This window comes from Candidatus Binatia bacterium, assembly GCA_029243485.1.
Taxonomy (GTDB): Bacteria; Desulfobacterota; Binatia; order UBA12015; family UBA12015; genus VGTG01.
This window is the reverse complement of sequence record JAQWRY010000021.1, coordinates 171,546-189,520: the sequence shown is the minus strand read 5'-3', so window position 1 is coordinate 189,520 and position 17,975 is coordinate 171,546. Positions and strand designations below refer to the sequence as shown.

The window sequence follows — 17,975 nt, the reverse complement described above, 5'->3', positions numbered from 1 at the left end:
CACCGACCCCTGATCCGGAGCGGCTCACGAATCCTACGTGAAGAGGGACCGGCGGCTCCCTCCGGGCTGCGCACGTATCGCCGTTCTCCCAAGGGCGCGTGTTCCTTGTCGCTCAGCGGTTCGATACCGGCGCGCGGAACGCCTGCTTCGCTCCCGAGGCGAAGACCAGGGCGAGTTGCACTTCTGCGCCCGCGACGAGCTCGCGTCGTGGGCCTCGCATCATCAGGTGCATTCCATCCGGAGCGTGGGTTCTCGAGGGAGCTAGCCCTTCGTCGGGAGAATGTCGGCGCCCTCCATTTCTTGAGCCACGATGAAGGGTTCCAGCCCCTGGATGGCCCGGGGGCTGACTCCAGTGCGGGATTCGCGGGTAGAGGTGATGGACCGCGTGATGCGTCATCGATTGCACGACGTATCGTGGCACGTATCTCGTCCGCCAGAACCGGGCGAGCGCGGCCTGTCACCAGTGGTTCGCGGCGAAGTGATGATCCGGATCTCGCTCCGGATCATTCTTGTAGGCGTGGTGCTTCATGTGCGTGGCGCGGGCGAAGATGAACGGAAAGCACAGATTCGCGAGGCCCAGGTTCCCGACCAGGCAGCAGGCGACCGCCCTTTCGGCGGGGACACTCCCCTAAAAGAGGACGCCGAACCAGACCTTGCCCCACTCATTCGAATGCTGAAACAGGCGCTCCGCAAGGCTGGGTCCTGCCTCTGTCGCGGATCTCAGGCTCATGGGAGAAGAGCGGGAACCCTAGCGGAGGCGCGAAGCTCAAGACATTGGTGCCGGGCATGCATGAAGCGTCGAGCACCGGTTTTCCGTACTGGGCGATCGGCGCCTTGTGGCTCCAGGTGTCGTCGCCGAGCATACCCACCATTGCGTGGGCACAGTCCGCGAAGCTGATGTTCGAGAACCCGCTGAAGGCATCGAACCCGAGGCGGTACACCTCCCGACGTGGCCCGCTGCGCATCTGGAGCGGACGTACGCCCAGCCACTGCACGTCGGTATTCTCGTCGAGGAGTGCCAGCTGGTGTGCCTTGTCGCGGTGTCGCAGTCCGAGGAAGAGCCGACTGAAGCCCTCGACGAACCGTGCGCCGAACGTGACCTGATCGTCGGCTACGATCGTGCTGCCGCCGCCGCACCAGATGAAACGACCCACGTCGTAATGACGCATCCCGTTGAGCACGTGCTCGGTGACGTTCGTACAGAGATCTTCCGGGGAGTTCTTGTCGACACCGATCGCGAAGAGGACGGCTTCGCATCCACCTTCGAGAGCCCGCCACACATCCTCTTCCCGAAGCGCGTCCCCCTGCACGACGCGAACCCGGGTAGTGACGTCTTGGGGCAGCTTCGAAGGAGATCGCGCAAGAACGGTCACCTCGTGCCCCGCCTCCAGAGACTGCTGGACGCACTCACTCCCCAGAGATCCCGTCGCGCCGAAGATGGTCGCCTTCATGCGGCTCGTTGAAGAGGTTGGCTCGCTCCGTGTCGAGTTGGCCGGGCTTGACGGCTGGGTGTCCGACTCGCGAAGATTGCCGTCTCGTGACCTGGAAACGAATTCTCATCGGCCTCGTCGGCCTGGCGCGAGATCACGGGCGAGCTTCCTCAGCTCGCTAAGAAGGCCCTCATCGCGCTTCGTCGCGGCGGGGCTGAGGCGTCGGCGGGCTCAGCCCGGTGCGGTCGACGCGGCTCGAAGATGGCGCACGAACCCGGGGAGATCGCAGTGCGCGTTCAAGCCGGAGGTCGAGGGCATGAGGTAGGCGGGACGTCCGGCGAAGCCGTCGGGAACCCATCCCGGCACTGCTTTGCGATCTACCGTTTTTCGCCAACCGTCGAGGCCGACGAAGCAGATCGCGCGCGGGCGGAAAACCCGGACGCAATCCTCGAGTCGCAGGGTCCCGGTTGCGTACTCGTCCTTCGTGAGTTCTGCCGCGCCGCGCGTCGGCCGCTTCACGAGATCGGTGAATCCGATACCGCGCTCGAGGGCATGCCACGGGTCGCGCTCGCGTGAACACAGCCCCGCGCGCACGACCGCCGGCCAGAACCGATTCCCGGGGCGCCCGTAGGGGACGCCGGTCTGCGCCGAAAGTAGGGATGGGTTGAGGCCACAGAAGAGGAGATCGAGGTCGGGGCGTACGTAGTCGGGCAGGGTGTCCGCCCGCGTGGCACGCACCCACAACCAGAAGACTCTCTTGCGGCCGGGGTCGATCCGAACGTCGGTGAAGCCGGCGCCTTCGAGAATCCGTCGGAGCCGCTCGCGGTCGTAAAAAGAGAAGAGTCGCCCGGGAAAGTCGTTCTCCTCCCAGCGATGCTCGCGTACGCCGTGTTCCGCTTCGTCCGCATTCGGCGGGGTCGCTCGGATGTCGCAGATCGTCAGCTCGAGCGGCGCTCCCACGCGCAGCGCGTGATGGGCGTGTGCAAGCGCACTCGGGAAAGATGCGAAGGGAAGGTGCTGGTACGCTTTGAAGGCGACCGCCGCGTCCAGAGAACCGCGCGCGAAGGGCAGGGCGGCGAGATCGCCCTGGACCGCGTGTCCACCGGGGGAACGCTTTCGGAAGCCGGCGAGCATCCCGGCGCTCGCGTCGAACGCCACCGCACAGGCGCCGCGTCGGGAGAGTTCGTGGGCGTACCATCCCGGTCCGCAGCCGAGATCGGCGATGTGTGCACCAGGGCCGAGGGTCTTGGTCAGGTGCCGAAGCCGCCGAAGGGCGCGGGGCGTTGCCTCGCGGTCGTCGATCCAGCGGGCGGCGCCGGACTCGTAGGCCCGGGCGGTCTTCTCATCCATCGGGAAGAGGCTTCGCACCGTCGTTGCGGCGAGGGTCGAGCGGGTCTCCGAGAGAGGACATGGAACACTCTTAGTGGCTCCGGCCCGTGGGGATCAACGAGAATACCGCATGAGATGTGTTCTATAAAAGATTGGTAAAACTAAAGATTGGAGTAGAGTAACAATGCACCAGGACGTCGCGATGCGCGGCCCTCGCCGCTCTTTTTCTCGTCCTGCTGGTCCACCACGAAGCCTCGGCCATCCTGTTTTTCGATGAGCACTTCGGCTTCGAGAGAACCAGTGCCGTCGTCTTCGCTTCGAAGCCCGTTCCGAATCCGCTGGGCGACGTCGATCTCCGGCTTGGGCTTTTCCAGCCGACGGGCACCGGTGTGCCGACGTCGCGGTCGGGGGCAGTTCCGCCGGCGCGGGAACCCCACTCTTGATGGCGTACGCTCTCGACAAGATCGGCATTGCCCCGCCGGGAGTTTCGGCGCGGTGTTCGACATGTGGGGGACGCTCGGACCCAATCCGAATTTCGTCATGGAGCCGGGTGCCTCTGCTGATCGCGCACGGCGAAGAAGACAAAGCCGTGCCGGTCAGCGCGGCCTTGTCACCCTATGCGCGCGCCGCCCTCGTGGGTCTGCCGCACGAGGTCACATCGTTCCGGGAGCGAGGCACGGGTTCGACATCTTTACGGAGATCGTCGCTCCGAGAGAGACCAGGTTCGATCGCTTCGTCGCGTTCTTCTTCGAACACGTGGCGATCGTGCCCGAGGTGCCGCCGCCGGCGGTCTCCGCGAGTTCCAGCGTTGCGGAGTTCGCGTTCATCCTCTGTCTTGTGCTGACCAGCAGAACCTTGATCCGCCTTTGCGACCCGGATCTCCGGTAGGACTCAATCGAAGGAGTAGCCGAAGGTTTCGATGTCTCGTGCGTAGAACTCCGCGACGGCCTGCCGGGAGTCGTCGTCGTAGTAGTCTTGGTAGGCGCTGCGCTCGGTCGTGTTGACGCGGGGGAGCTCGGCCTTCGGGATCTCGAGCCGGGTGCACACTTCGTCGAAGTCCGCCTGAAGGGTCTCGGTTCGGCCGACGAAGTCGACGAGGATCTTGCCGTTCGCGTCCAGCAGCTGTGATGCTTGCGGCTCGACGTGCCAGGAGAACTTGTTTCTCGCTCGGTCCTCGGGGGCGTATCGGGGCGTAATCGTTCGGATCTGCGAGAGAAATTCGGGAAAGCTCAGTCCGTGGGCCAGATCTCTGGGGCGGTCTAGATACCGCCACGCCGACACGGCTCGGTCCCATGGGTTTCGGACGAAGGAGAACTTGAAGGATCGATCCCACACGACGTCGCCGAGTTCCTCACGAAGCACTCGTGCGTATCCCGTCGTGGCCCACCGCTCGTGCGTGTAGTCGCCCTCCCATCCGAGCCACTGCTGTTTCGTGTCGCTCAGGACGAAGCGATGATCGGAGAGGACGCGGCGAACGCTCTGGCCGGCGGTCTTCGGAATGTGAAGGAAGATCGCTTGAACGCGGCGTCTATGCCGTCGGGCTCGCATGGCTTCCGCGACCTTGGTGAGTGGGTTCTGTGCCACGCTGTGACCCTACGATGCGTGCTTGCGCGCACGGGCCAACTCGCTCCGGAGCTGACCTTCGCTTTCGCGCTGCCATCCGCCGTACGCTGCCGCGCCCGCGTCCGCCATCCGACGGCGCTCGTCGGGCTCACTCAGAGCGAGGAGCGCGCGGGCATAGTCGTCGGCGCTGGTGCACGGGGCGTAGGCCCCGGTGACGTCCGGTAGTCCTTGAAAGACGACGGGGTCTCCGAGCACGGGGAGTCCCGAGGCGAGTGCCTCGACCATCTTGATCTTCAGGCCCCAGCCGATGTCGACGGGGATGCAGCTCATGTCCATCTCCTGCAGAAGGGCCTCGAGGTCGTCGACGAAGCCGTGCGCGACCACGCTCTCGGTAGCTACCTCTTCTCCGATCTTCTCGCTGCCGCTTCCGACGAGGTGGAAGCGGAACCGCCCAGGCGCGGATTTCTCGACGCTCGGAACAATGTCATCGAGAAGACGGCGAGCGCCTTCGAGCTGTGTGGGGCTGGTGTAGTTGTTCGCCACGTACACGACATCGAGGGTCTGCTTCGTCGGTTTCACCGGGATGCGGGCCGGATGGAGACTGGGCGGGAGCCAGAACATTCCGTCACGGGTGCCGTAGAGCCGCGACATGATGTCCATGTCGCGCCGCGAGATGAAGAACATTCGGCCTGCGCAGCGGAACATGGCCTGCTCGGCCGCGTGAATTCGGCGGCCCGTTCGGCTCGGGAGCCACGTCGGGAGAGCGGTCCAACGGTTCCACGCCGTCCACCGGAACCCCGACCGCGCCTTCTCGAAGTGCTGACCGAGTTCGAAGTTATGCGGTCGACACCAGAGTTCGGCACGGTGCCGGTCCACCGCCGCGCCGAGAAGTACGGTGTCGGTGCATCCGCACCACACCACGTCGGGCTGGAGATCGTCGACGAGGCTCTGTAGCTCGGCGACGGCTTCGTCGCTGGACGGCACGTAGCGACCCGAACGCGCCACCAGGTGGGTCTCGGCCGGAAGCGTTTCGGTCCGGATGCGCTCCTGCAGTTCGGAGGAGAGCTCTCGGTGCACGACGACGACGACCCTCCATCCCTCGGACTGGAAGAAGGCGACGTGGCCGGCGATGTCGATGTGCTTTCCGGCGAGCGCGGGCCACGGCAGCACCGGACTGACAACGAGAATCGTTCCGGCGGGTGCGGGCGAGCTCGATGGGGAGCCCCGGCGTTGTAGGTCCCGCATGGGGACAACAGAACAGATCCCCCGGAGACCGGCAAGAAATCGAGCGCTTCGGCGCGCCTTCGGTGCAGGGCAGCCATTGCGCGGTGCGGGCCCGGAGCGTCAGGGTGGCTGCGCCATGACACGCCTCCCTCTTGGGAAACTGACCCTGTCGTCGCTCGCGGGACTGGCGGTTCTGCTTCTTGCCTGCACCCAGGTGATGGCCGCGTTCACGTGCACCACCGTTGCTCGTCGTCTGCAGGTCGATCCGGAGGGCAACGTGTTCAGCAACGTCGTCCGTGATGATTTCGGCGTGCACGACAGCGGCGACGTGGTCTTCGCAGCAAAGGTCGGGGACGGCCGGGAGCGGCTTTGCCGGTACCGCGGCAGCGGCGCGGGAGAGGTCATTGCGGAGGCGGGCGGCCCCGGTCCCGAGGGGATGGTGTTCGGCGTGAATCGCCCGCTCGCCAACCTCCAAGTGCGCCGCCAAGGATCGGTGTCCTTGGTCGAACGTGATTCGACCGGCCGCCGGGTGCTCCTGTCGAGATCCAGTACGGGCGTGTGGTCGGTCGGAGACGGAGAGGGCGACGCGAAGCCTGGAAGCACAATCAAGCGGATCGTTTCCGCAGTCTTGTAGGCCGCTCTTCAGAAGACGGCGATCGTCTCTCGAATGATCATCGTCGCCAGCGCGATCCAGGACAGGACGAACAGGCCGAATCGAACCATGACGATGTCGACGGTCGCCTGAACCAGCGAGTGCGTGATGCGTAGGGCGGCGTAGAGCCACGCGCATCCCACATGCATCGTATCGACGTGCCCGAGCACGGCGATCGAGAGGGCGACCGCGTAGAAGAGCGTCGGCTGCTCGAACAGGTGATTGTAGTTGTTGGAAATGCGGGTGATCTCGGGCGGGAGGAGATCGTGGATCCGGGCAGTGTTCTGAGCCTCCTGGGCATCGATGCCACGCGCCGTCATCGCGGGAACCCTCGTCGCGATCATCCACACGGTCATCACGACGGTCAGAAGTCCGACGACGAACACGGGCTGTAGAATCGAACTTGCTTCCATCGCACAGTCTCCTTGGTTGTGGGCCGGGGAACCATAGCGAAGTGATCCACGGTTGCCCGAATGCGATACTCGCCTTAGGTTAGAGAGCCGACGATGACCGTCAAGACGGGTGGGATGGGGTTCGATCCCAATGCGCCCGAGGAGGAGTCCCGATGGCCCAGAGTAGCTTTGATCCGAGTCGATACCGATGGCGGGAGGTGGTGGGCGATCCGGGGCAGTCCTACGAGGTTCACCACGACTACACGATTCTCGGCCATGACCTGCCAGCGGGTACTCTGGACATGGTCGTGCGCTGGGCGGGCGATGGAGGCCATTGTCCGATGCACCGGCACCGCTCGACGACGACCATCCTCGTCCTCGAGGGCGAGCAGCACCTGTGGGACCTCAATCCGGATGGGACCCGGGGCGCGCACAAGGTTCGCCGCGCCGGCGACTACGCTCTGACCGGGGACGATACGCTCCCACACCTGGAACGCGGCGGCGACGAAGGCGGGATGGCCTTCTTCGGTGGCCACAGTGCCGCCGGACTTCTCTACGACCTCGTGGACGAAGAGCAGAACGTGATTTTGAACGTGACGATGCAATTGCTGCTCGACGACTGGAACGAGAACGCGCGCTAGCTGATCCAAGGGAAATCCGATGACCGATCACGACACGCGGCGACAACGCGGGCTGGACGTCCTTTCGACTCTGAGCGGCTCCGAAGATGGCGGCCGCGCATTGGCGGGCTTCTTCGACACCCAGGGCGCTCTCGGAAGTATCGCTCTACACACTGCGGCAGGCGAGGTCTGGAGTCGGTCGCAGTTCTCCCGTCGAGATCGGAGTCTCGTCGTCATTTCAGCACTGACGGCGCTCGGTCGCGAGGTCGAGCTTCGCCAACACGTGGCCGGTGGTCTTAATCATGGCCTCACGCGCGACGAAGTCGACGAGATCATGGTGCAACTCGGAGCGTACGTCGGAATGCCCTTTGCCTTCGGCGGTGCGGAGATCGTCGCGCAGGTCTTCGCCGGATTCGATGGCACCGAACACCGCGCGGCGCCACCGCCGCCCGCCGAGCCGAAGGAGAACACGCAACGCCGCTTGGATGGTCTCGACGTTCTTCAGACGTTGCTCGGGATGCCCGAGGGCGTCGACATGAGCGCGGTGGCTGCGGCGACGGTCGAGCAATTGGGTGACATGGGAAACCTCGTCGTGGACTTTGCGTTCGGCGAGATATGGGCACGGCCGCAATTGTCACGCCGCGACCGGAGCGTCGTCGTGATCTCCGCTCTGGCGGCGACCAACATGACGCGCGAACTCGAGATCCACATCGGCGGTGCTCTCAACCACGGGGTCACCCGCAAGGAGGTCGAGGAGGTGATGGTGACGATGGTGCCCTACTGCGGGTTTCCGCGCGCGATCGAAGGCTTCCGCCTCGCGCGGAAGGTCTTTGCGGACCGGGACGCGATCAGCTGAACGTCAGCTCATCTCCCACGGAGACCGATCCCGGCTGGAGGACCTTCGCGTAGACCCCGAGACAGGGCATCTGCATTCCCATGAACTCCTGGCGGTTCTCCCGGGCGAGGGTGCGCAGGACCTCGAGGTCACGGGGGAATCCCGCCTGTGGACGCGTGGTCATGATGCACCGAGGAGCTACGGCGCCGAACTCGACCCTAGCGCTCCCAAGGCTTGCGATGCAGCCACTCCAGTCGTTCTCGAGGAAACCGTCCTCATCGCCCGTGTCGAGAACGATGCTCGGGCGGAAACGTGCGGTGTCGATCGCGCTGTTCGCGGCCAAGCCGGCGAGGTGTTTCATGCTGGCGGTCGTGAGCAGGTGGAGTGGCTCTAGATCTGCGAACGATCCGGCTTCGGCCTGAGCGAGAGGGAACTCGATCGTCTGGTCCGAGAGCACGAGCCCTTCGACCTCGGGCCAGTACGTGTCGTAGACGGCCGGTGCGCCGCCTGCCGTCACGAGTTCGACCTCCGTCCCGAGAGCTTCGGAGCAGGCCGACGCAAACGCGCGGGCGTCGCTCGTTCTGCACTCCTTCCCGGCAACCTGCGCTACGACATCGGGTAGGGGTTTGCCCGGAACCGGGTCCGCCTCGTAGCGGGCTTCGAACGTCAGGATCTGTTCGCCGAGTCCATGGTTCTTGCCGCTCAGGATCTTGCCGGTGCCCTTGTCGAGAAGCGCGAGCGGACGATCGGCGAAGATGCCCTGCGGTTGAAGGAGCGCGGAATTGACCGACTCTCCCTGAAACGACTTGATCGGGAATCGCCAGATCGATCGGATCCGGCAGGTGGGCTTGCTTCCGAGCTGAGCGGACATGACCGGCAGTTCTACTGCGTTGGCTCGTGGCCGTCGAGTCGTCGCCCTGCCACTGCAGGACTGCGTGGTACGCTCGTAGGATGGCGCATGGGGACAAGCCGCAGATCACTCGGATCGCCGCGTACGGTCTGATCCTGGACGAGCCCCGGATGATCTTGTGTCGGATTTCGGCGGAGATCCCTCGGCACCAGGGTCGCTGGACGCTGCCGGGCGGCGGCATAGATTTCGGCGAAGATCCCGCGGACGCGATGGTGCGCGAAGTTCGGGAGGAGACGGGACTTCACGTGCGGCCGAAGAGCCTTGCGGCGGTCGACTCCGTCCATCTGGACCGCGAGGACGCCTCCCATCAGGGCATTCGCATCATCTACTTCGCAGAACTCCTCGGCGGGACGCTGACCAACGAGGGCCAGGGAACGACCGATCAGTGCGCGTGGTGGTCGCCCGAAGATGCCAGGGCTCTGCGTCTGGTCGGCCTGGCCCGCGTCGGCCTCGACCTCGCCTTCCCGCCCACCGCCTAGGGCAGGCGCGTCGAGATCGGGGTTTGTGCCGACTTCTCCGCGCGCTACAGACGAGATTGAAATGGAGGTTCCTCGATGAGCACATACGGCCCCGAAACGACTACAAACCAGGTTCTCGACGGCGTGGATCTCGCTGGTCGACGCTTCGTGATCACCGGCGCTTCCAGCGGCCTCGGTGAGGAAGCGACGCGAGCGCTCGCGTCGAAGGGCGCGACGATTTCGATGCTCGCTCGGAGTCGGGAAAAGATGGAGGCCGCCGCCGCGCGCATTCGCGAGTCCGTCCCGGCAGCGAAGCTGGAGATCCACGAAGTCGATCTCGCCGATATCGCGAGCATCCGGGCGTTCACGGACGCGTACCTCGAGGGTCACGATGCCATCGACGTGCTCATCAACAACGCCGGCGTCATGTGTTGCCCACTGTCGCGCACTGCCGACGGCTTCGAGATGCAGTTCGGCACCAACCACCTCGGCCATTTCGTTCTTACCAACCGGTTGCTGCCGGCGATTCTTCGCGGCAACGCGCCGCGCATCGTGAACCTGTCGAGCGGTGGGCATTCGATCTGCAACGTCGACCTCGACGATCCGAACTTCGAATCGACCGAATATGATCCGTGGGAGTCGTACGGACGATCCAAGACCGCGAACGTTCTGTTCACTGTGGAGTTGGCAAAGCGATTGCGAGGCGAGGGGGTTCTCTCCTTTGCGGTGCATCCCGGGGCGATCATGACTGAGCTGGGTCGTCATCTCACCGAAGAGACGCTGAATATGATGATGGAGCGGACCAAGTCTCGCGCGAAAGCCGCCGGCGAGGAGTCGTCGGGCGGTGGAATGCCGTTCAAGCAGGTCGAGGCCGGGGCGGCGACGCAGGTCTGGGCTGCGACCGCGCCGGAGCTTGCGGCGCACAGCGGGTCGTATCTGGGCGATTGCCAACTCGGTGTCGAGGGTGGGAACCCGACGTACCGCGGCTACGCGAGCTACGCCCTCGATGCGGCGGCGGCCGAGAAGTTGTGGGCTGTCAGCGAGAGGCTGGTCGGCGAGACCTTCGCGGCCGGGAGCGGGCCGAGATGAGCGATCCAGGCGCTGCGACGATCGATGCGGCTGCTGAGTCGAAACCGCCCAAGGACGCCTCCCCTCTGGGTCTGGTGTTCCTGCGAGATCTCACCCTCCTCATCGTGATCTTCTCGATCTGGGCCGGCGCCGAAGCGTGGGCGGAGGCGAGCGGTCTGGGGTTCGCCGTGGTTCTGAGTGCTCTCGGTGGACTTCTCGCCGGGGCAGCGGGGGTGTCGCTCCTGCACGAATGGGGGCACTTCGCCGCCGCGCGTCTCTCGGGCGCGGTCGCACCGATCTCTCCGGCGAAGAATATGGTTCCGCTCTTCCAGTTCGATCTCGAACGCAGCTCGGACCAGCAGTTCGTCGCGATGAGTGTTGGCGGAAACGTCGCCCACTGGGTCGGAGCTCTCGGATTGTTCTTCGCGCTGCCGAGCACGAGCGCGGGGTTGACTGCGGTTCAAGCAGGCGCGTTCGGATTCGTCGCGTTCGCGAGCGTCATCGAGGTGCCGATCATTCGTCGCGCCTCCCGATCCGGGATTCAGGCCTTCAGGGACTTCGTGAAGGATAGCTCGTACGTAGTTCCGCGTGCTGCTCGGGTCGGTCTGGGAACGGCGCTCGCGGTTTTCCTCCTCTTGTAGCTTCCGGGGGCCGGTCAGGTATCTCTCCCAACAAATCTCAACCCGGAAAAGGAGAGAACAATGCTCGGATACGCCACCATTGGTGTGAACGATATGGATCGTGCGGTTGCCTTCTACGATGCCCTGCTCGGCGAGCTCGGCGCGAAGCAGCTGATGGGGATGGACCGCATCAAGTTCTACGGCACCGGCGAGGGCGCGATGCTCGCCATCTGCGTTCCGTTCGACACAGAGAAGCCGCAGAGCCACGGAAACGGCAACATGATCGCCCTTCCCGGTGGCGGACGCGACGGCGTGGATAAGATGCACGCCAAGGCGCTGGAACTCGGCGCGACGGACGAGGGCCAGCCGGGTGAGCGGATCCCGGGCGTGTTCTACGGCGCGTACGTCCGCGACCCCGACGGCAACAAGATCTGCTTCTTCGACATGGCGGGGTAATACTTCGCCGCGTCAGACAGGGCGCTCGGCCGCGGGTGATGTCTCGCGGTCGAGTACCCCCCGTCGGTCAACCGGTCCTGCGCCGCCTTCCGGATTTTCCCGGCAACTTCGACGGCGAAGTGATGCATGTGCAGTCCTGCCGCGCGCCGGATCGTCCGACCTCGGTGCGCGGCAAACGAGTCGTCGTCGGTACGGGCAACACGGGCTGCGAGTTGGCGTGCGAGATCGCCGAAGCCGGCGCCGCGACCTCTTCATCATTGGAGTGAGTCGGCCGACCGGCGCGTTCTGGCCGATCGCGGAGGCTCTCTTGCCGGGGCGCTGGGTGCTCCCGAGCCAGCGCGCCATGGACAGCCGAGTGCGGCGGGTCCGGAGTGGGGAGGCTCTCAATCCTGGGCTGTACGGTCTCGCTGTCCGAGAAGAGATCGGTCGAGGCGAGTGCCGCGCCGCTCGTTGACACGGGATCGAATGCTCAAGCATGAGGCGGGAGGGTCGCGGCCACCCTTGAGGATCCGGGGAATAGGCCATAACACGGGGCCGCTGCTCGGAGGTTCCGAGCCATCGGAGGAGCTTTTCATGAGAAAACGCAGTCGGTCCGGATACGCACTCCTTCCAGGGGTCCTTCTGCTCGTTGCATCCGGGCTCCTCGCCGGGGCGTGCCAGAAGCCTCCCGTCGTCGTGGAGGAAGTCGTTCGCCCCGTGAAGACCCTCGTCGTTCCCGGCGAGGGAGAGGCGACGCGGAGTGAGTACTCGGGGTCCGTCGAGGCGTCGCGCCGAGCGGAGGTCGCCTTCGAGGTGCCCGGCCGGATCATCGAGCTCCCCGTGGAAGAAGGCCAGCAGGTGACCGAAGGCCAGATGCTCGCGAAACTCGACCCCCGAGACTACCAGGCGCGGCTCGAGGCGACGCAGGCAGAGCTCCGGAAGGCAGCCGCCGACTACGAGCGGGGACTCAACCTGCAGCGGCAAGACAAGGGTGCGATCGCCCAGACCCAGATCGATTCCTACAAGCGGGGCGTCGAAGTAGCGGAGGCCGCCCTGGCGGTGTCTCAGAAATCTGTCGATGACACGACGCTTCGAGCTCCCTTCGACGGCGAAGTGGCGCGTCGGTTCGTCGAGAATTTCGAGAACGTCATCGCGAAGCAGGCCGTGGTTCGGGTCCAAGACGTTTCCGAGTTGGAGGTGAAGGTCGCAGTACCGGAACGCGACATCACCGGGCGCGACCCGAATGCGACTCTCGCAGAGACCACGGAGCGGGTGAAGCCACGCGTCATCATTACCTCGAGCCCCGACAAGCAGTTCCCCGCGAAGCTGAAGGAGATCGCTCTCGTCGCGGACCCGGTATCGCGGACGTTCGAAGTGACGCTCTCCTTCGCGAAGCCGGAGGAAGTGAACGTGCTCCCGGGAATGACCGCGAAGGTCATCATCGACGGTGAGATCGGCAGCGCCGGCATACGGATCCCGGCCGTCGCGGTCGCGGATGATTCCGGCAGCAAGCCGTACGTCTGGATCATCGACCCGAGCACGAACACGGTCTCCAAGCGGTCGGTCGAGATCGGAGATCTCTCGAATCAGAGCGTGGCGATTCTGTCAGGCCTCGACGGCGGCGAAGAGATCGCAGTCTCCGGTGTGCACTATCTCTCAGACGGTCAGTCCGTCACGCGCTTCGGGCGATAGGCACTCATGAAGCTCGCCGAATTTGCGCTGAACAATCGCGTCACCACTTTGGTTCTGACCTTCGTGGTGTTGATCGCCGGCTACTTCTCGTTCAACAGCCTTGCGCGCTACGAGGATCCGGAATTCACCATCAAGGACGCCGTCGTCGTGACGCGGTATCCGGGCGCTTCTCCCGAAGAGGTCGAGCGGGAGGTCACCGACAAGGTCGAGAAAGCCATCCAGCAGTTGAGCCAGCTCGATTGGATCGAGTCGACCAACTACCGCGGCCGGTCCGAGATCAAGCTCCGCATCAAGGACGCGTTCGATAAGGAACGCCTGCCGCAGGTCTGGGACGAGCTGCGTCGAAAGGTGGGCGACGTCCAGGGGCAGCTCCCGCCCGGCGCCGGCCCGTCGGTCGTCAGGGACGACTTCGGCGACGTCTACGGCGTCTTCGTCGCGATCTACGGCGCCGAGTACTCGTTCGCCGAGTTGAAAGAGGTGGCGAAGTTCCTGCAGCGCGAGCTGCTGCTCGTCGACGACGTCGCGAAGATCGACTTCTGGGGCGTGTGGGACGAGGCGGTCTACGTCGAACCGAACCGCGAGCGAATGTCGCAACTGGGCATCCGTCCAACCCAGATTGCAGAGAAACTGCGCGCCAAGAACGTGGTCAGCGATGCGGGCAGGGTGGAAGTCCTTCCGGACTACGTCGCCATTCGACCGACCGGAGAGTTCCTGACCGTCGCGCAGTTCGAGAATCTCTTGATCAGCGAGGAAGGGGCCGACGAGCAGATCTATCTCCGCGACGTCGCGACCGTGCGCCGTGGGTATGTCGAGCCGCCCCGCAAGATCCTGCGGTACGACGGGGAGCGGGGAATCGGGCTCGGAATTTCGACCGTTCTCGGCGGCAACGTCGTGAACATGGGGGCTGGGCTCGAGAAGCGAATCGATGAGCTTCAGGGGCAGATCCCGCTCGGGATCGAGGTGGGGATCATCTCGCTTCAGTCCGCTGCGGTGACCACGGCGATCGACGGCTTCATGCTGAATCTGCTTGAGGCCGTCGCGATCGTCGTTGGTGTTCTGCTGTTCTTCATGGGCTGGCGAAGTGCCGGCATCATTGGCTTCGTCCTCGTTCTCACGATCGCTGCAACGTTCATCTTCATGGGGCCCTGGAATGTGGCCCTCGAGCGGATCTCGCTCGGTGCGCTGATCATCGCGCTCGGGATGCTCGTCGACAACGCGATCGTCGTAGTCGACGGGATGTTGGTTCGGATGCAAAAAGGAGAGGAGGGCGAGAGCGCGGCGCTGGCGGTCATCGGTCAGCAGAGCATCCCCCTTCTCGGTGCGACTGCTGTTGCGATCATGGCCTTCGCGGCGATCGGCTTGTCGCAGGACTCCACCGGTGAGTACTGCCGCACGCTGTTCCAGGTTGTGTTCCTCTCTTTGGGGCTCTCCTGGGTGACGGCGGTGACGGCCACGCCGATTCTGTGTGTGATGTTCCTCCCGGTTGCCGAAGCCGGGGGTGCCGACGCCGGCCGCGACCCCTACGGGGGCGCGTTCTACAGCGGCTATCGCGCCGTGGTAGCCGGCTGCATCCGCTTCCGGTGGGTGACCGTCAGCGTGGTCGTTTTTCTGTTCGCGCTTTCGCTCTACGGCTTCGGATTCGTCGATCAGAGCTTCTTCCCGAACTCGACGCGACCCCAGTTCATGGTCGACATGTTCTTCCCGCAGGGCATCTTCATCGAGGAGACGGAGGAGCGTTCGGCGAAGCTCGAGAACTACATTCGCGACCTCGACGGCGTGACGCACGTGAGCACCCTGATCGGGGGCGGCGCGATGCGCTTCCTGCTGACCTACGATCCGGAGAAGGACAACTCGGCCTACGTACAGTTCCTGGTCGACGTCGACGACTACGCGAAGATCGATGCGATGCTCCCACAGATCGAGGATTTCATCGCTAGGAACATCGACGGGATGGGCTACACCAAGAAATTCCGTCTCGGCCCCGGGTCCGGTGGGCGCATCCAGGCGCGCATCATGGGGCCGGACAAGGTGGTGCTTCGCGGTCTCGCGGCCCAGGCCGAGGTTCTCATGGAGAAGGGTGCGGGCGTTGGCGTGCGCAACGACTGGCGTCAGCGCGTGAAGGTCGTTCGCCCGGTTATCGCAGAGGAAGAGGCCGAGCGGGCCGGGATTACGCGGACGGACGTCGCTGCGATCCTCCTGTCGGGCTTCGCCGGTGAGCGCATCGGTGTCTATCGGGACGGCGACGAGCTTCTGCCGATCTTCGTTCGTTCTCCGGAGCCGGATAGGCTCGACGTGCAGACGGTCAATTACTTGCAGATCTGGAGCCCGCCCGCGCAGGGGTACATTCCGCTGCGGCAAGTCATTTCTGGTTTCAAGACGGTCTTCGAGGACGACATCGTGTGGAGGCTCCACCGTCGGCCCGCGATCACCATCCATGCCGACCCGCCGATCGGGGAGACGTCCGAGACGTACTTGGCTCGCATCAAGGGGGAGGTGGACGCGCTGGACTTCCCGCCCGGCTATTCGATCGAGTGGTGGGGTGAATATCGCGACGGGAATAAGGCGAAGAATGGGATTGCGGCGAGCTTGCCCATGTTCTTCGTGATGATGGTTCTGATCGTGATCGGGTTGTTCAATGCGCTGCGCCAGCCGCTGATCATCTGGCTCATGGTTCCCCTAGCCCTGATCGGGGTCACGCTGGGACTCCTCGTGACGGGCCAGCCTTTCGGGTTCATGTCTTTGCTCGGCTTCATGAGCCTCTCCGGCATGTTGGTGAAGAACGCGATCGTGCTGATCGACGAAATCGATCTGCAGCGCCGAAATGGTTTGGAGACCTATCAGGCCATTCTCGACTCCGGCGTCTCGCGACTCCGTCCGGTGGCCATGGCCGCTCTCACGACCGCGCTCGGCATGATGCCGCTCTTCCTCGACGACTTCTTCATCTCGATGGCGGTCACGATCGTCTTCGGTCTGATGTTCGCAACTGTGCTCACGATGGTGGTGATCCCGGTCCTCTACTCGATCTTCTTCCGCGCATCTGCGCCGGAGGCCACATGATTCAATCGATCAAGCAGGGCGCGTTCGCGCTCGGGGCGCTGTTGCTCGCGGGTTGTCCGATGATCGGGCCGGATTTCGTGAAGCCGGACGCGCCGGTTGCGCCCGATTGGAAGGTGCGGCCCGACGCCCATGTCGAGGTGAAGACCGGCGAACAGGGGCAGGCCGAGGCGGAGGCGTTGGACTACGCGGCGTGGTGGAAATCCTTCGGCGATCCCACGCTGGATCAGTTGGTCGAGAAGGCCTACCGGGAGAACCGGTCGCTTCGGATCGCCGGTCTGCGCATCGTGCAGGCGCAGGCACGGCGCGGTGTCGCGATCGGCGGTCTCTTCCCCCAATCGCAGAGCGCTGGCTTCGGTTATCAGCGGACCAAGCTCAGCGAGAACCAGTTGCAAGATCTCTCGCAGGTGATCGGCAGCGGCTTCAGCACCTGGGGGCTCGGCTTCGACGCTGCATGGGAAGTCGATCTCTGGGGCCGCTTCCGTCGCAACGTCGAGTCGGCGGATGCCGAGCTGGTCGCGGCACTTGCCACATACGATGATGTTCTCGTTTCTCTGGTCTCCGAAGTCGCGGTGACCTACATCGGCGTTCGGACTCTGCAGGAGCTCCTCGTCGTCGCGCGAACGAATGAGTCGATCCAGGCGCGCAGTCTTCAGATCGCGCAGGGGCGTTTCGACAACGGGTTCGTCAGCGAGCTCGATGTCGTCCAGGCGAAGACCCTACTGCGTGAGACGCAGGCCTCGATTCCGGGGCTCCAGGCAAATCTGGAGCAGGCGCAGAACTCACTGGCTGTCCTTCTCGGAATGCCGCCGCAGGCCCTTGGGGACCTCCTCGGCGCTCCGAAGCCGATTCCGGCGACGTCACAGAAGTTGGTCGTCGGAATCCCCGCAGACCTGCTGCGCCGGCGGCCGGACATCCGGCGGGCGGAGCGGGCCGTTGCGGCGCAGAGCGCGCGCATTGGTGTTGCGTTGGGCGATCTGTACCCGAGTCTCTCACTGGTCGGGCAGATCGGTCTCGCTGCGAACAGCTTCGGGCAAATCTGGGAGGGGAATAGCCTTGAGGCGTTTGGTGGTCCGTCGTTGCGGTGGAACATCCTCAACTACGGCCAGATTCGGAACAACGTTCGCGTGCAGGACGCTCTCTTCCAAGAGCAGATCGTCGCGTACGAGAACACGGTTCTTCTGGCCCAGCAGGAGGTCGAGAACTCGATCGCCGGGTACCTCGGTGCGACCGCCCAGGTGGGGTACCTCACCGAGGGGACGGTGGCGGCCCAGCGCGCCGTTCGACTCTCGGAATTGCGATACAAGGAGGGCGAGTCGGACTACATCCGCGTTCTCGATGCTCAGCGTGCGCTCCTCCGGTCACAGGAGCTGCTGGTCGTGACGCGTGGATCGATCGGTGTGGAGCTCATCGCGGTCTACAAGGCACTGGGTGGTGGTTGGGAGCTGCGAGACGGGCAGCCGTTCGTGCCGACCGAGATGAGTGCCGAGATGAAACAGCGCACGAACTGGGGCGATCTGCTCGACACGGTCGATCAGGACGAGCAGATCGGCGAGGCCGAAGAGAAAGATCCGACCGGTTGGTCCTGGCCTCTCTGGTGATGCGGTAGGCGCCGTCCGCGGATACATTCGCACGGCCCCACATCGCATAAAGGTGCGACAAGTAAACTTTCCGACGGCCACAGCTCGACGCC

The 17,975-nt window shown here is 64.4% G+C and carries 18 protein-coding genes; 11 read left to right on the top strand and 7 right to left on the bottom strand.

Annotation, left to right across the window (positions count from 1 at the left end):
- Positions 1-662 precede the first annotated feature (662 nt).
- From P8R42_08190 to P8R42_08170, 5 genes are all read right to left on the bottom strand, one after another.
- Positions 663-1,451, bottom strand: a complete 789-nt coding sequence (locus P8R42_08190) for an NAD(P)H-binding protein (protein MDG2304625.1) — start codon at positions 1,449-1,451, stop codon at positions 663-665.
- Positions 1,452-1,661: 210 nt separating this feature from the next.
- Positions 1,662-2,780: a uracil-DNA glycosylase family protein gene (locus tag P8R42_08185; GenBank protein ID MDG2304624.1), complete on the bottom strand. Its 1,119-nt coding sequence runs from the start codon at positions 2,778-2,780 to the stop codon at positions 1,662-1,664.
- Between the two features lie 632 nt (positions 2,781-3,412).
- Complete coding sequence (locus P8R42_08180; GenBank protein MDG2304623.1) at positions 3,413-3,586, bottom strand: hypothetical protein; 174 nt, start codon at positions 3,584-3,586, stop codon at positions 3,413-3,415.
- 64 nt (positions 3,587-3,650) lie between these two features.
- Positions 3,651-4,343: a sulfotransferase family protein gene (locus P8R42_08175; protein ID MDG2304622.1), complete on the bottom strand. Its 693-nt coding sequence runs from the start codon at positions 4,341-4,343 to the stop codon at positions 3,651-3,653.
- Between the two features lie 9 nt (positions 4,344-4,352).
- On the bottom strand, positions 4,353-5,567 hold the full coding sequence (locus tag P8R42_08170) for a glycosyltransferase family 4 protein (protein ID MDG2304621.1): 1,215 nt from the start codon (positions 5,565-5,567) through the stop codon (positions 4,353-4,355).
- Between the two features lie 115 nt (positions 5,568-5,682).
- Between P8R42_08170 and P8R42_08165 the strand changes: the two genes are divergently transcribed.
- Positions 5,683-6,180, top strand: a complete 498-nt coding sequence (locus tag P8R42_08165; protein ID MDG2304620.1) for a hypothetical protein — start codon at positions 5,683-5,685, stop codon at positions 6,178-6,180.
- Positions 6,181-6,188: 8 nt separating this feature from the next.
- On the opposite strand, the gene P8R42_08160 is transcribed toward P8R42_08165, so the two are convergent.
- The gene (locus P8R42_08160; protein MDG2304619.1) at positions 6,189-6,611 is read right to left on the bottom strand and encodes an MAPEG family protein; all 423 of its coding nucleotides are present in this window, start codon (positions 6,609-6,611) and stop codon (positions 6,189-6,191) included.
- Between the two features lie 152 nt (positions 6,612-6,763).
- On the opposite strand from P8R42_08160, the gene P8R42_08155 reads away from it, so the two are divergent.
- Positions 6,764-7,231, top strand: a complete 468-nt coding sequence (locus tag P8R42_08155; GenBank protein ID MDG2304618.1) for a hypothetical protein — start codon at positions 6,764-6,766, stop codon at positions 7,229-7,231.
- Between the two features lie 19 nt (positions 7,232-7,250).
- Complete coding sequence (locus tag P8R42_08150; protein ID MDG2304617.1) at positions 7,251-8,066, top strand: carboxymuconolactone decarboxylase family protein; 816 nt, start codon at positions 7,251-7,253, stop codon at positions 8,064-8,066.
- Here P8R42_08150 and P8R42_08145 read toward each other — a convergent pair.
- On the bottom strand, positions 8,059-8,916 hold the full coding sequence (locus P8R42_08145) for an MOSC domain-containing protein (protein ID MDG2304616.1): 858 nt from the start codon (positions 8,914-8,916) through the stop codon (positions 8,059-8,061). The two genes, P8R42_08150 and P8R42_08145, sit on opposite strands and share 8 nt — an antisense overlap.
- 80 nt (positions 8,917-8,996) lie before the next feature.
- Here P8R42_08145 and P8R42_08140 point away from each other — a divergent pair, with 80 nt between their 5' ends.
- The 8 genes from P8R42_08140 to P8R42_08105 all read left to right on the top strand — a co-directional run bounded on the left by P8R42_08140 (position 8,997) and on the right by P8R42_08105 (position 17,883).
- The gene (locus tag P8R42_08140; protein ID MDG2304615.1) at positions 8,997-9,434 is read left to right on the top strand and encodes an NUDIX domain-containing protein; all 438 of its coding nucleotides are present in this window, start codon (positions 8,997-8,999) and stop codon (positions 9,432-9,434) included.
- A 75-nt stretch (positions 9,435-9,509) separates the two neighbouring features.
- Entirely contained in the window at positions 9,510-10,502 is a 993-nt protein-coding gene (locus P8R42_08135) for an SDR family NAD(P)-dependent oxidoreductase (GenBank protein MDG2304614.1), read from the top strand.
- Positions 10,499-11,122, top strand: a complete 624-nt coding sequence (locus P8R42_08130; protein ID MDG2304613.1) for a hypothetical protein — start codon at positions 10,499-10,501, stop codon at positions 11,120-11,122. Before P8R42_08135 ends, P8R42_08130 begins: the two co-directional genes overlap by 4 nt.
- 60 nt (positions 11,123-11,182) lie before the next feature.
- Positions 11,183-11,557 (top strand): VOC family protein, encoded by a 375-nt coding sequence (locus P8R42_08125; GenBank protein MDG2304612.1) that lies wholly within the window; start codon positions 11,183-11,185, stop codon positions 11,555-11,557.
- 38 nt (positions 11,558-11,595) lie between these two features.
- Positions 11,596-11,823: a hypothetical protein gene (locus P8R42_08120; GenBank protein ID MDG2304611.1), complete on the top strand. Its 228-nt coding sequence runs from the start codon at positions 11,596-11,598 to the stop codon at positions 11,821-11,823.
- Positions 11,824-12,130: 307 nt separating this feature from the next.
- The gene (locus P8R42_08115) at positions 12,131-13,228 is read left to right on the top strand and encodes an efflux RND transporter periplasmic adaptor subunit (protein MDG2304610.1); all 1,098 of its coding nucleotides are present in this window, start codon (positions 12,131-12,133) and stop codon (positions 13,226-13,228) included.
- 6 nt (positions 13,229-13,234) lie between these two features.
- A complete protein-coding gene (locus P8R42_08110; protein ID MDG2304609.1) occupies positions 13,235-16,285 on the top strand; it encodes an efflux RND transporter permease subunit in 3,051 nt (1,016 codons plus the stop codon).
- A complete protein-coding gene (locus tag P8R42_08105) occupies positions 16,282-17,883 on the top strand; it encodes an efflux transporter outer membrane subunit (protein MDG2304608.1) in 1,602 nt (533 codons plus the stop codon). Before P8R42_08110 ends, P8R42_08105 begins: the two co-directional genes overlap by 4 nt.
- Positions 17,884-17,975 lie beyond the last annotated feature (92 nt).

Bases quoted from the DNA above. Each gene is read 5' to 3' on its own strand.
- P8R42_08190 (MDG2304625.1), bottom strand. From the start codon at position 1,451: ATGAAGGCGACCATCTTCGGCGCGACGGGATCTCTGGGGAGTGAGTGC.
- P8R42_08185 (MDG2304624.1), bottom strand. From the start codon at position 2,780: ATGGATGAGAAGACCGCCCGGGCCTACGAGTCCGGCGCCGCCCGCTGG.
- P8R42_08180 (MDG2304623.1), bottom strand. From the start codon at position 3,586: ATGAACGCGAACTCCGCAACGCTGGAACTCGCGGAGACCGCCGGCGGC.
- P8R42_08170 (MDG2304621.1), bottom strand. From the start codon at position 5,567: ATGCGGGACCTACAACGCCGGGGCTCCCCATCGAGCTCGCCCGCACCC.
- P8R42_08165 (MDG2304620.1), top strand. From the start codon at position 5,683: ATGACACGCCTCCCTCTTGGGAAACTGACCCTGTCGTCGCTCGCGGGA.
- P8R42_08160 (MDG2304619.1), bottom strand. From the start codon at position 6,611: ATGGAAGCAAGTTCGATTCTACAGCCCGTGTTCGTCGTCGGACTTCTG.
- P8R42_08155 (MDG2304618.1), top strand. From the start codon at position 6,764: ATGGCCCAGAGTAGCTTTGATCCGAGTCGATACCGATGGCGGGAGGTG.
- P8R42_08150 (MDG2304617.1), top strand. From the start codon at position 7,251: ATGACCGATCACGACACGCGGCGACAACGCGGGCTGGACGTCCTTTCG.
- P8R42_08145 (MDG2304616.1), bottom strand. From the start codon at position 8,916: ATGTCCGCTCAGCTCGGAAGCAAGCCCACCTGCCGGATCCGATCGATC.
- P8R42_08140 (MDG2304615.1), top strand. From the start codon at position 8,997: ATGGCGCATGGGGACAAGCCGCAGATCACTCGGATCGCCGCGTACGGT.
- P8R42_08135 (MDG2304614.1), top strand. From the start codon at position 9,510: ATGAGCACATACGGCCCCGAAACGACTACAAACCAGGTTCTCGACGGC.
- P8R42_08130 (MDG2304613.1), top strand. From the start codon at position 10,499: ATGAGCGATCCAGGCGCTGCGACGATCGATGCGGCTGCTGAGTCGAAA.
- P8R42_08125 (MDG2304612.1), top strand. From the start codon at position 11,183: ATGCTCGGATACGCCACCATTGGTGTGAACGATATGGATCGTGCGGTT.
- P8R42_08120 (MDG2304611.1), top strand. From the start codon at position 11,596: ATGTCTCGCGGTCGAGTACCCCCCGTCGGTCAACCGGTCCTGCGCCGC.
- P8R42_08115 (MDG2304610.1), top strand. From the start codon at position 12,131: ATGAGAAAACGCAGTCGGTCCGGATACGCACTCCTTCCAGGGGTCCTT.
- P8R42_08110 (MDG2304609.1), top strand. From the start codon at position 13,235: ATGAAGCTCGCCGAATTTGCGCTGAACAATCGCGTCACCACTTTGGTT.
- P8R42_08105 (MDG2304608.1), top strand. From the start codon at position 16,282: ATGATTCAATCGATCAAGCAGGGCGCGTTCGCGCTCGGGGCGCTGTTG.